11 protein-coding genes are annotated in these 12787 nt (G+C 67.2%); 7 read left to right on the plus strand and 4 right to left on the minus strand.

The genetic code is table 11. The annotated features are described in order from the left end of the window. The first annotated feature begins 67 nt into the window (after positions 1–67). Positions 68–1474 carry a DUF7159 family protein gene (locus B4U45_RS16615; protein ID WP_075548684.1) on the plus strand — a complete coding sequence of 469 codons (1407 nt, stop codon included), beginning with the start codon at positions 68–70 and terminating at the stop codon, positions 1472–1474. 67 nt (positions 1475–1541) lie between these two features. Further along, positions 1542–1928, plus strand: coding sequence for a hypothetical protein (locus tag B4U45_RS16620; protein ID WP_075548665.1), 387 nt, complete (start codon positions 1542–1544; stop codon positions 1926–1928). A 4-nt stretch (positions 1929–1932) separates the two neighbouring features. On the opposite strand, the gene B4U45_RS16625 is transcribed toward B4U45_RS16620, so the two are convergent. Further along, entirely contained in the window at positions 1933–2667 is a 735-nt protein-coding gene (locus B4U45_RS16625; RefSeq protein WP_099223639.1) for a DUF3060 domain-containing protein, read from the minus strand. Positions 2668–2723: 56 nt separating this feature from the next. On the opposite strand from B4U45_RS16625, the gene B4U45_RS16630 reads away from it, so the two are divergent. The 5 genes from B4U45_RS16630 to B4U45_RS29910 all read left to right on the plus strand — a co-directional run bounded on the left by B4U45_RS16630 (position 2724) and on the right by B4U45_RS29910 (position 8875). Next, on the plus strand, positions 2724–3743 hold the full coding sequence (locus B4U45_RS16630) for an NADP-dependent oxidoreductase (protein ID WP_075548663.1): 1020 nt from the start codon (positions 2724–2726) through the stop codon (positions 3741–3743). 128 nt (positions 3744–3871) lie between these two features. Further along, positions 3872–4753 carry a glycoside hydrolase family 16 protein gene (locus B4U45_RS16635; protein ID WP_075548662.1) on the plus strand — a complete coding sequence of 294 codons (882 nt, stop codon included), beginning with the start codon at positions 3872–3874 and terminating at the stop codon, positions 4751–4753. Between the two features lie 58 nt (positions 4754–4811). Continuing rightward, entirely contained in the window at positions 4812–5426 is a 615-nt protein-coding gene (locus B4U45_RS16640) for a muconolactone Delta-isomerase family protein (RefSeq protein WP_075548661.1), read from the plus strand. 20 nt (positions 5427–5446) lie between these two features. Continuing rightward, on the plus strand, positions 5447–6943 hold the full coding sequence (locus tag B4U45_RS16645; RefSeq protein WP_219859459.1) for a bifunctional phosphatase PAP2/diacylglycerol kinase family protein: 1497 nt from the start codon (positions 5447–5449) through the stop codon (positions 6941–6943). 36 nt (positions 6944–6979) lie between these two features. Beyond that, positions 6980–8875 (plus strand): serine/threonine-protein kinase, encoded by a 1896-nt coding sequence (locus tag B4U45_RS29910; protein WP_075548659.1) that lies wholly within the window; start codon positions 6980–6982, stop codon positions 8873–8875. Between the two features lie 980 nt (positions 8876–9855). On the opposite strand, the gene B4U45_RS16655 is transcribed toward B4U45_RS29910, so the two are convergent. The 3 genes from B4U45_RS16655 to B4U45_RS16665 form a co-directional block, all read right to left on the minus strand. Next, the gene (locus B4U45_RS16655; protein WP_082275563.1) at positions 9856–10194 is read right to left on the minus strand and encodes a lipoprotein LpqH; all 339 of its coding nucleotides are present in this window, start codon (positions 10192–10194) and stop codon (positions 9856–9858) included. A 390-nt stretch (positions 10195–10584) separates the two neighbouring features. Next, the gene (locus B4U45_RS16660) at positions 10585–10926 is read right to left on the minus strand and encodes a hypothetical protein (protein WP_075548657.1); all 342 of its coding nucleotides are present in this window, start codon (positions 10924–10926) and stop codon (positions 10585–10587) included. A gap of 1233 nt (positions 10927–12159) precedes the next feature. Next, on the minus strand, positions 12160–12787 hold a 628-nt coding region (locus B4U45_RS16665), incomplete at its 5' end, for an adenylate/guanylate cyclase domain-containing protein (RefSeq protein ID WP_219859460.1).

The raw sequence follows: 12787 nt of genomic DNA on the forward strand, positions 1-12787 counted from the left end.
GCCGGCGCGGTACGTTCGTCCGCCTTAGACCCCCATGGCTAGTTACCACATGGCCTGGGAGGGCCAGATGGACATCGTACTTGGGGTATCAATGGAGCCCTCGGCGGTCCGCTTGGTGCTGATCGAAGGCGAAAACGCCGACGGTGCCACCGTCGAGGAAGAGAGCTTCGAGGTCGCCGGGTCGCAGGGCTCGGCGAATTCGGCGGCGGCCGCCGAGGCGATTGCGGCCATTATCGGCACCCGCCAGGGCGCGACCGAGGGCGGCTACTGGTTGACATCGACCGGGGTGACGTGGATCGACCCCGGCGGGGCCGGTGCGCTGCGTGAGGAGCTTGCCGCCCGCGACATCGGCGGCGTCATGTTGGTCTCGCCGCTGCTCGCCGCGGCCGCCCTGGCACAGACCGTCGGCGCCGCGCTCGACTACCAGCACATCGCGATGCTGTTCGTCGAGGCCGGCAGTGCGACGCTGGCAGTCGTCGACGTCACCGACGGCTCGATCGTCGACCTGCATCGGCAGTCCCTTGGCGCCCACAGCGCCATGGCGACCGAACTGGCGCCGATCGTCTCCGGTCTGGACGCGGCGGGTTCGCGGGCGGACGGGGTGTTCCTGATCGGTTGCGGGGTCGACATTGTCCCGGTCAAACCCGCGCTGGAGGCCGCGACATCGCTGGTGGTGAGCGTCCCCGAGGAGCCCGACATGGCGCTGGCCCGCGGCGCCGCGCTGGCGTCGGCGAATGCGCCGCTTTTCGTGTCATCGACGGCCGCGCTGGCCTACGCGCTGGACCCGGGCACCGGCGAAGTGAATCCGCGCGGCCTGACCCCGACCTACCTGGACGTCAGTGCTCATGCCGACCCCGGTCAAGGCGCCCTGGCCTACAGCGCCCTCGACGAGGACGACGACGAGATCACGCCGCGGCGCCGGCCGGTGAAACTGGTCGGTAGTGCCCTGGCCGCAGCGGCGGCCCTCGCGACCGGGCTGCTGGTGATCTCGTCGGATGTGCGGCCGATGGCTGCTCCGCAGCCCAGCCCACCCGAGGGCGCCGTCACCGTGCCCACGGTCCAGGCCCAGCCTGAGACACCGCCGCAGGGGCAGTTGCCTGCTCCCAGCTCGGCGCCGGCCGCGCCGCCACCGGCCGCGCCGCCACCGGAGGCGGCCCCGCCACCGGCCTCGTCGGCCCCGCCGCCGGTGGTCGCCCAGCCGCCCCGAACGGCGGTCAATGCGGCACCGCCGCCGGCGCCCCGTCGCGCGCCGACCCGCCAGGCACCGGTGCAGGCTCCCGTGGAGCAGGCCCCGCCACCGGCAGCGCCGGCGACCACGCCGCCGGCCGCGCCGCCTCCGGCACCGGCGCCGGCGCCGGAGGCTCCCCCGCCCAGCCCGATCGCGACGATGTACCTGCACGTCCCGTTCGTCACCATCCCGATTCCGATCTATCCGCCGGCGCCACCGCCGCCCCCACCCGAGCCGGGGCCGTAGGCGGGTAGCGGATCGGGTCGACTGCCCGCACACTGGGCAGTAACCGGATGAATTTCGAGGAGGTCGCGTGGGCAGCAACGGTCCGTTCGGATTCGACCCCGACGACTTCGATCGGGTGATCAGGGAAGGCAGCGAGGGTCTGCGCGACGCGTTCGAGCGGATCAACCGGTTCCTCACCGGCCCCGGCGAGCGGTCGGGGTGGTCGATGATCTTCGAGGATCTGGGGCGGCGCAGGCGTCCGGCGCCGGAAACGGCGGGCGAGGCCGGCGACGGGGTGTGGGCCATTTACACGGTGGATGCCGACGGCGGCGCCCGCGTCGAACAGGTGTATGCGACCGAACTGGATGCCCTGCGGGCCAACAAGGACAACACCGACCCCAAGCGCAAAGTGCGGTTCTTGCCCTACGGCATCGCGGTCAGCGTCCTCGACGATCCCGCCCACGAACCGACCTAGCTCCTCAGCCCTGCTGGACGACGTTCCCGCTGCCGGACTTGCTGACCTTCGGCGAGCCCGAGCGATAGGTGACCTTGTTGTTGATGCCGGAGGCCAAGATGGTGTCGACGGCATCGACGGTGACGGTGTTCTCGATTCCCGAGACGGTCAGGCTGGCGCAATGCCCGGTGATGACGACCGTGTTGGACATTCCGCTGATTTCGACGACGCTGTCGTTGCAGGCGAGTGTTTTGTTTTCGTTGAGGCCGCTGACAGTGAGGTCGCCGCCCGGCGGCGGCGCCGGTGACGTCGACGGACCGGTCGAGGGGTTCCGGGTCTTAGTGCCCGACGGCGGCGGGACGGTTCCGGCTGGGCTGCTGATCGTCGGGAAGGTGGGGGTCAGGGTGGACAACGTGCGTGAAAGGTGGCTTCCCGCATAGGCGACGATGCCGCCGACCACAACCAAGATTCCGACGACGAAGACCGCCGCCAAAATCCAGAACAGCCGGTTGCCTGACGACGATCGCGGTGTGGCCCCCGGGAATGGCGGCTGAGAGCCATACGAGTCATAGGACCCATACGTCGAGCCGTACGGAGGCGGCATCGGCGGTGGTGGCGGCACCGGGCCCGGCGGCGGGTAGGCCTGGTATGCGGAGCCGCCGGGTGGCTGCGGACTCCCCAGCTCCGATGCGCGCGCCGCGTCGGCCAGCGGTTGCTCGAGCTGGCGGATCCGGGCTTCCGGGTCGTCCTCTGGATTCATGCACAGATGCTCCCATACCGGGAACTTGCCGAATAGGCCCGAATAAGCTCGACATCGTGCCGGACTTGACCAACCGCCAGATCGTGTTGCGTCGCCGCCCCACCGGGTTGGTCCAGCCCGATGACACCGAGCTGATCGCTTCACCGGCGCCTCGGCCCGCACCGGGCGAGGCGCTGCTGCGCACCACCTATGTGGGCATCGACGCGGCCGCCCGAACCTGGCTGGACGACCAGCCCGGCTATCTCCCGCCGGTGCGGCTGGGCGAGGTCATCCGGGCGGCAGGAATCGGCGAAGTCGTCGAAACACGTTGCGACGCTCACGCTGTCGGTGACGTCGTAACCACGCTGACCGGCTTCCAGGAGTATGTGATCATCCGCGACGACGTGTTCAGCACACCCATCCCGGGGGAAAGTGACCAGCTGGCGATCATGTCGGTGTACGGCCCGACCGGGGCCACCGCCTATTTCGGGATGACGGACATCGGCCGGCCCAAGCCGGGCGAGACGGTGGTGGTGTCAGCGGCGGCGGGCGCCACCGGATCGGTGGCCGGGCAGATCGCCAAGATTGCCGGAGCCCGGGTGGTGGGCATCGCCGGCGGGCCGCAGAAGTGCCGGGCGGTGGTCGAAGACTTCGGATTCGACGCGTGCATCGACTACCAGAACGAGAATCTTTCCGCCGCGCTCACAGTGCACTGCCCCCAGCGCGTCGACGTCTACTTCGACAACGTCGGCGGCCCCATCCTCGACGCGGTGCTGGGCCGGCTCGCCCACAAGGCGCGGGTGGTGCTGTGCGGTGTCATCTCCAGTTACCTGACCGGCGAGCACCCGGGTCCGGCCAACTACGTCAACCTGCTGTCCAAAAGCGCGCTCATGCAAGGCTTCAACACCCTCGAGCGGTGGGGTCGCTTCGACGAGGCTTTCGCCCACCTGCGCCAGTGGGAGGCCGAGGGGCGGCTCACCCACCGGCAGACCATTTTCGACGGCATCGAGTCGTGCGTCGACGCCCTCAACGGGCTGTTCACCGGGGCCAACATCGGCAAGACGCTGGTCAAGATCAGCGAACCGTCCGGGGCCTGACAGTACGCGAGAGCGCTTGTGACGCTTGCGCTTCTTGCACGATATCGATGACCCGCGTCGGCCTGGACACGAAGCGAAGACGGGTCGCCCCGGAGTCGGCGCCGCGCACAGTGAGCTGCTATCGTCCCATGCTTATGCCCGAGATTGACCGTCGCCGACTGATGATGATGGCCGGATTCGGCGCGCTGGCGGCCGCGATCCCGGCCCCCACAGCCTTGGCCGCCCCGTCCCCTCCGGCGGCGCCGGCGGGTCCGACGCCGTTGGCCCCGGCTGCGGGGGCAACCGGTGGTTTCCTCTTTCACGACGAGTTCGACGGCCCGGCCGGCTCGGCTCCCAATCCGGCGAAGTGGGCGGTGTCGAACCATCGGACGCCGATCAAGAACCCCGTCGGGTTCGACCAGCCCCAATTTTGGGGGCAGTACCGCGACAGCCGCCAGAATGTGTTCCTGGACGGCAACTCCAACCTGGTGTTGCGCGCCACCCGGGACGGCAACGGATACTTCGGCGGCCTGGTCCACGGCTTGTGGCGGGGCGGCATCGGGACCACGTGGGAAGCCCGGATCAAGTTCAACTGCCTGGCGCCCGGAATGTGGCCCGCCTGGTGGCTGTCCAACGACGACCCCGGCCGCAGTGGTGAAGTCGACCTGATCGAGTGGTACGGCAACGGTACCTGGCCGTCGGGAACCACCGTCCACGCCAACCCGGACGGCACGGCATTCGAGACCTGCCCAATTGGCGTGGACGGCGGCTGGCACAACTGGCGGGTCACCTGGAATCCCAGCGGGATGTACTTCTGGTTGGACTATGCCGACGGCATGCAGCCGTACTTCAGTGTTCCGGCGACCGGCATCGAAGATTTGGACGAGCCCATCCGCGAGTGGCCGTTCAACGACCCCGACTACACCATGTTCCCGGTGCTCAATCTCGCCGTCGGCGGTTCCGGTGGCGGCGATCCAGCGGCCGGCACCTACCCGCAGGAGATGCTCGTCGACTGGGTCCGCGTCTTCTAGGCACCAAGCTCCGGGGTCACCCCGAATAGCCCTCGGCACGGCTTGCCCGGGAGACAGCATGGAATTTCTGGTCACCATGACCACCCGTGTTCCCGAGGGCACGTCGGCCGACCAGGTCAGCGACGTCCGCGCTGGTGAGGCCGCGCGCACCCGGGAGCTCGCGGCCAGGGGCAGCCTGCTTCGGATGTGGCGCCCACCGGTTGGGCCCGGGGAATGGCGCACGCTGGCGCTTTTCGCCGCCGCCGACGACGAGTGTCTGGAGCGGCTGCTCGCCTCGATGCCCCTGCGGATCTGGCGCACCGACGAGGTCTGCGCGCTCGGCTGCCATCCCGACGACCCGCCCGGCGCGGGGATAACTCCGCGGCCCGGTAAGGGGCCGGAGTTCTTGATCGCCATGACCGTCACGGTGCCACCGGGCACGGCGGCGCCCGTCGTCGACGACGCCTCGGCGCGCCAGGCCCGCCGCGCCCGTGACCTGGCCGAGGCTGGACACCTGGTGCGGCTCTGGACGCTGCCCGGCGGGCCGGACGGCCCGTGCATGGTGGGTCTGTGGCGGGCCCGGGATCCCGGCGAGCTGATGGCGATCCTGGAATCGCTGCCGCTGTCGGGATGGATGACCATCGAGACCACGCCACTGAGCCCGCATCCCGACGACCCGATTCGGTCGCGGTGACCGGCGTTAGGGTGGGTTGAGTGAACAGGTGGCCCCGGCAACGCGCGCGAAGTATCACAGCGATCACCCGGGGCCTGGGCAGCCTCGATCGGGAACTGTTCGGGGTGATCGCCGAGGCGCAGACTCCGCTGCTCGACTTGGTGATGCCGCCGCTGACCCGCGCGGCCGATCACTCGAAGTTGTGGTTGGCCATCGCTGCGGGCCTGCTCGCCACGAAAAAGCCTGCGGCGCAGCGCGGTGCGGTACGCGGCGTCGTGACGCTGGGGGTCACCAGCTTGGTGACCAACCAGGTCGCCAAGCGAATCCGTAGGCGCCCGCGGCCCTTCGACGACTCGGTACCGCTGGTCCGGCGGGTGCGCCGGCGCCCCACATCAAATTCGCTGCCGTCCGGTCATTCGGCCAGTGCGGCCGCGTTCGCCGTCGGGGTCGGGCTGGAGAATCCACCGCTGGGGTTCGCGTTGGCATTGCTGGCCGGCCTGGTGGGTTTGTCCCGGGTGGCGACCGGAGCGCATTACCCGGGCGATGTCCTTGCCGGTTTCGGCATCGGCGCCGGCATCGCCGTGCTGGGCGGGCGGCTGGTGCCGCCGATCGTCGAGACGACGTTGCCGACTCCCGACCCGCTGCGGGTGCCGCCCCCGCCACGACCCGACGGCGCCGGAGTCGTCCTGGTCATCAACCCGGCATCGGGCGGCGGTAACGGCGCCCGGGCGCTCGACGAGATACGTCGCGAGCTACCTCGGACCGAGATCGTCGAGCTGGGTCCCGACGATGACCCGGAACAGGTCCTGCGGGCCGCGGCCGGGCGCGCCGAGGTGCTGGCGGTCGGCGGGGGAGACGGCACGGTGTCCACCGCCGCGGCGGTCGCCTACGATGCAGGGCTCCCGCTGGCGGTGTTTCCGGCCGGGACGTTCAACCATTTCGCCAAGGACATCGGGTGCGACACGGTGGGCAAGACCGTCGAGGCGATCCGGGCCGGCAGCGTCGCCCGCGTCGACCTGGTGTGCCTCAACGAAAGCCGGATGGTGGTCAACAACGCCAGCATCGGCGCGTACCCCACCTTCGTGCGGTACCGAGAAAAGCTGGAAAGACGTATCGGCAAGCCGCTGGCCAGCATCTATGCCACGTTGCACACGCTGCGCCACGACCAGCCCGTGCGCATCCGCTACGACAACAAGACCGTGCACACGTCGTTGTTCTTCCTGGGCAACTCGGTGTATCTGCCCACCGGATTCGCCCCCGCGCGGCGTACCCGGATGGATGACGGCCTGATCGACGTCCGCATTCTGGAAACCGGCCGGCGACTGGCGAACGTGCGAATTTTGGGCGCGCTGGCGCTGGGCCGACTGCAACGCAGCCCGCTCTACCACGAACTGCAAGTGCCGGAGTTCAGTTTCGCCGCCGTCGACGGGCCCACCGTCGTCGCTCACGACGGCGAGGTGGGCGAGGAATACGACAAGGCCAGCTTCAGCGCCAAGTATCGGGCGTTGCCGGTATTTCGCCCGCTTCCCCCGAATTGACCTCGGTGACCGAAATCGCCGACCTACCATGTGCCAATGCCGCTCGCGGTTGGCGAGGTGTTCGCGGGATACACCATCCTGCGAGTGTTGGGCGCGGGCGCGATGGGCACGGTATACCTGGCCCAGCATCCGCGGTTGCCGCGCCGCGACGCGCTCAAGGTGCTCTCTGCTGAGCTCACCGCCGACCCGCAGTACCGCGCCAGGTTCGTCCGCGAGGCCGACATCGCCGCCAGCCTGTGGCATCCCAACATTCTCGGCATCCATGACCGTGGCGAGTCCGGCGGCCAGTTCTGGATTTCCATGGACTTCGTCGCCGGCACCGATGCGGCCAAACTGTTGGGCGAACGCTATCCCGGCGGCATGCCGCTGGACCTGGCGGTGCCGATCATCACCGCGGTGGGATCGGCACTGGATTACGCACACCAGCGCGGTCTGCTGCATCGTGATGTCAAACCGGCCAACATCCTGATCGCCGATCCCGGGTCGGAGACCCAACGGGTGTTCCTGGCCGACTTCGGGATCGCCCGGCCGGTCGACGACACCGCGGGTCTGACCGCCACGAACTTCGCGATCGGCACAGTCGCCTATGCCGCACCCGAGCAGCTGATGGGGGAGCCGATCGACGGGCGCGCGGATCAATACGCGTTGGCCTGCACCGCTTTTCATATGCTCACCGGCACCCAGCCCTACCAGTCGCCCAGCGCCGCGGCCGTCATCACCAAACATGTGATGGCCCCGCCGCCACCGATCGGCGAGCGCCGCCCCGAACTGGCGGCCCTAGATCCGGTGTTCGCCAGGGCGATGGCCAAGAAGCCGGCCGAGCGGTTCACCCACTGCCGCGACTTCACCGAGCATCTGGACTCCCGGTGCGCGCCGGCGCCCATTCAAGGGCAAAGCCACCAGGACACCCAATTGGCGCCGACACGTGCGGCCCCGGTGCCGCCAGCCCAGCCGCACCTCGCCAAGCGGCCGGTACGGCGCACTCGGGTCCTGGTTGCCGCGCTGGTGGCCGTCGCGGTGCTCAGCGCGGCCGGAGTCTTGGCGGCCGTGAAGCTGTCCGGGAACCACGGTCGGAGCAGCGCGGCGGTGGCGGGTGCGCCTTCGGCCGCCGTGCCCAGCGCCGGTCCGTTCACCGGCACCTACCGGGGCGACTACGACGCGGCCACCGGCCCCGGCCTGGACGGCCTAGCCATCCCGGGTGCGACGGCCTCGACGACCACCTGGGGGGTGCGCTCGGTGTGCCGCAACACCGGCTGCGTGGCCACGGCGACACGTCTGGGCGGCGAAACGACATCGTTGCCGACGATGGTGTTCGACGACGTCGGCGGACACTGGCTGGCGGTGGGTCTCACCACCGCCACGTGCCAGGACGTCAACGCCGAATTTTGGGTGGTATTGATACTGCAACCGCGGCCCGACGGCACGCTTTCCGGCGAATTCAGCAAGACCAGCGCCAACGGCTGCGCGATCAAGAAGGCGGTGACCTTCACCCGGACCGGAGACGTCGACGTCACCGCGGTGTCGGATCCGGCGAGCCAGCCGCCGCGGGTGGTGTCGCCGGCCGAGGCACTGCATGGCCGCTACCACGACACGGTCAAATGGGCCAACGGCGCGACACCCAAGCAATATGACTGGGCCGTCCGCACCGACTGTCTGCGCACCGGCGAGCGGTGCATGAGCTTTTTCCACGCGCCACCGGACGGCTCAAAGCCGCTGGTGTTCAGCAGCAGGAGTTGGATCCTGTCGACCGAGCGAGAAGCGACATGCGACGGCGGCGGCGCGACGCCGGTCAAAGACACCGCGGAGTTCGCCCTGCCGCAACCGCCGCAGGATCCGATCATGCTGCTCACCGCGCACGGTCACCACGAGCAGATCCAGTCGTGCACCCTCAGCGTCGAGTTCGACGAAACATTCGAGCGCACCGGCGATTAGGCTCGGCGATCGGCTTTGGTGGTGTCACGACCTTGGTCGGCTCACGCAGCCGCGGGTACGTCGGTCGGCGGCTGGTTCCGCGGTGGGGTGGTCGCGACGCTGTGCTCAATGATCGCGCTGCTGCCGGCAACCAGGACCACGCTGATCGTATGCCCCGAGTCCTAGGACGCAACTGCGACTTTTCCCATCAGCCACATCAGTCTCCGCGGGTTCGGGGTGTTTGGTTTTGCCCACACTGTGGCTTGGTTTTCAGCACGCCGACACCGCACCGTCGCTCAAACCCCTTGTGATGGCGGGTGTGTGGGGATGTGGCCCGGTGCACCACCGAATCGACTGTCATGCCGCCGTATCGAGTGTGCGCTCAGGGCTTTGACTGTGTATGTAGGGCGGGAACCGCCGCGATCGGCCGCCCTGACGGCACAGTCGGCGCCGTCAGCGCACTGTCGGCGTCGTCAGCGCACAGTCGGCGCCCCAACCACAAGCACGCGATTTCCACCTTCCCACGCGGGGGCGCAGGCGATCATCGCTGTGAGCGACAATTCGTTGCGCGCCTTTACTTGTCGCGCTTAGCCGGGCAAATTGTGTACCGGGCCGGCCAGAGATCACTGTGAAAGAAGTGACGGCCAGATCTATACTCCGCTGAGCACTCTGGCGTGGCGGCGGCCCGTGTGTGAGGTCTTGTGTTCGCCGCTTGAAGCCCGAAAGTCCGTGCGCTGCACGAGAAACGGTGAGGCGGCTTCCCAATGCCCGTCTTGTGACAGCGCCGTTGCTTGTTCTCGGCGCAAGCGACGACCGCTCGCGAGTCGACGGGGACGCGTCAGCGGTGGCGAGGGTTTACCAGGCAGATGTGGAGATCTTTCCCGATATGGGCCACGTCATGATGCTGGAGAGCGGGTGGCAAAGTGTCGCCTAAAGTATCGACGACTGGCTGGCTCGCCATGGGCTGTAACAGCATCGACGCTGTCGATGCGCCGACCTCGTTAACACGCGGTGATGATTTCGAACCTCGCACTCGATCGTTCACCGGGCTTGTCGTCATACCACCCGACTGCGGTGCCGACGATCGTGAAAGTCCCATTCCGAAGGCTGGCCTGTGCCGCACCGGTAACGTCCTGGCCGAAGGTACCGGTGAAACCGCCGAGGTTGTTGATTTGCACCAATTTTGCGACAACGTCACCGCCGGTTTCCAGTTGCGCGGTGATGCCGGGATCGTCCTTAAGTGTCTTCAGGGTCCAAAGCCAGCGCACCTGCGTGCAATCCACCAGGTGATGACCAGTGTCGCTACCGTTGATGAGCACTTTGATGGTGCGGGCCTCCACGCGCGCGCGGGATTCCGATGAGCATCCAGCTACGACAGCGGCAATGACCGATACCGCCGCCGTCGCGTTGACGACTCGGTTATACACCGCAGTTCCGACCTTTCCCGTGACTAGGATGACTACGACACTCGGTTTGCTCCCGGCGCGCGGCGACGCAGCCAGGTACCTCCAAGTCAGGTCAGACCGCGCACGCCGATGCAGTGAGCCGCCGCCTTTGTTGGGGGAACTCCTTCCACGCAGGCGTAGCCACGGAAACCCCGGCCAAAACACCGGAGTAGGTATCAATTCGGCAACGATTGAGGACTCGCTACTGCAGGGAGCGCCTCGCGAATGACGCGATCGGCCCACGGCGTCGTGGTCCAGGTGAGCAAGCTTGGAGTATCGATGCTGTCATCGCTGTGGCACGCGCTTGAACCACGCAGCCATCGCCACAGCCACGATGACGGCAAGCGCTCCGGCAGTGGCCAGGCTGATCGTCCAGATCCGTCGATCCTCGATCTCCATCTGACACAGCCTTGTGTAATTGATGTCCGCAACCACCTGGCCGCCCATCGGCACATTGGCCGGGGTTCGGTCGTCTCTGTTTCTGGCGGCGGAGAGATCGGGGGACAAGGCGTTTCCGCACGCGACGGTGTGTAATCCAGGGGAAACCGACACCGGGGCCAGCAGTCCCACCAAACTCACCAGCAATGCCACCACACCAGCGAAAAGTAGTATTCGTCGGATAAGCATGTCTCGTTCATACCCATTGGTGCGCTGATCATTCCAGGGTAAGCGGAACGCCGTTGCTCAGGGCGATCTGTCTTCGGTGCTCGAATGCCCGCTTTGAAGCGCTGCGGGGTTGGCCAATCACGCGGAGTCCGCTGTCCAGTTCGCGGGCCGAACAGGCTGACTGGTGCCTGTCGACAACATCTGAATTTTGTCCAGGCGACGTTCCAGTCGACGTCGCGAACAGCGATGGTCGGCACGCCCGCGCGGGGGCGGCTGGCCCGATATCGCGGCGCGAGGTCGATCGTGCCACACCGGCACGGTACGGCCTCAATCGCGATGACATTCCATGTTTGCCCTGCTGAATAGGGGGTAAACCCATCGTGCTGGTACAGCATTCGATCGCGCTGGTTAAGCGGGTGAGATCGGTTTGGCGAGCCGCCGATGCGCCGCTGAGCCGGCACAGATCGATTCACCTACCAGTCACCCGCCCACCCGATAAACCATTCTGTTGCGCGCCAACTCGTAGACGTAAGGCGCAGGTGATGATGCTCTCCGGCGGTCAGCCGTCGAAGGCAGTTCCCGAAATACCCAACACCAGAGCCTGTTCCCGGCTTCGTCGCTACTGCATCGTTTCGCTGGTGAGAATCAGATCGCCGAACAACTCGCTACAGCGGCTGCTGTGGCGATCTTCCGTTTCAGACGCGGGCACGACGCCATGCGCGCGGCGATCTCGGTGCATGGTGCATGCGTGTGTTCGCTCACATCAACGGATTCGGGTAGTGGTCACGGGCTGGACCCGCCACGTGCCGCTACACTTGGAAAGGGTATGTGTCCGGCCCCGTTGAGATCGTTTGTCGTCATTCATGTTTCATCGCGCAGTAAAGCCAACGCTGCTTTCCGCTTTGATATCCCACACATGGTTGGGCTGCCCGGTTTGACCGCTGGTCCGGTGTGGCATCAGGTGCGCGACAACCAAGGAGGCACTGGGAAAATGATTGGCCGCTGCAGCCACCGCGCCGTTTGGCCTTCGAAGCACCGCAATAGCGTTGGACGTTGGTGGTTCCCAGCCAAGGCAAAGCCGGAAATTCGATGCACCGAGGATGTTGACATCACCACCGGTAAGTCCACCTCCCACGGCGGCCAGTCAAGTGCACCGGCGTCGGCTCGCGCCCAAGCGAGTTCTCATGAATGGCCGGTGGTACCTCGGTGGCGAACACGTTGCTGAAGCAGAAGCGGGCAGGCACCGTGATAGCGCTATTTCGTCAGGCCGCTCGTCGGCGTCGTGATCCGGTAGACGTCGATCGCTTCGGGTAGGCCCTTGAGTTGTTGTGGCCCAAGGCTTTCGAAGGTCAGGCCCGATCCGGCGGAGAGGTCGCGGACCGTGCGACTGGCGAGCACCTCACCGGTTCCCGCCAATGCGCCGATGCGAGCGCCCGTGTGTACCGCCATGCCGCTCCACTCCGCGCCGCGTCGCTCGCACTCCCCGATGTGGACGCCCGCTCGGATCGGGATGCCGCGGGTGGCCAGGGTCGGCACCAGCTCCAACGCACACCGAACCGCCTTGGTCGGCCCATCGAAGAGTGCGAAGATTCCGTCTCCGGTGTGCTTGGCCCGGTGACCGCCGTACTTCTCCAACAGCCAGTCGACTGCCCTGTCGTGCGCATCGAGCTGACGACGCCAGTGCGCGTCGCCGTGGGTGCCAAGTTGTTCGGTGGAGCCGACGATGTCGGTGAACAGCACCGTCTTCAGGATGCGTTCGTCGGGTCGTTCGCTCGGCTTCTCGCAGACGAAGTCCACGGTCGAAGACACGATGTCGCCGGCGATGTCGAAGGGGCTATGGGGACCCTCCGGCAGTGGTTGAAAATGCGCCTCCGGAATGGCG

The sequence above is a fragment of the Mycobacterium persicum genome, assembly GCF_002086915.1.
Lineage (GTDB): Bacteria > Actinomycetota > Actinomycetes > Mycobacteriales > Mycobacteriaceae > Mycobacterium > Mycobacterium persicum.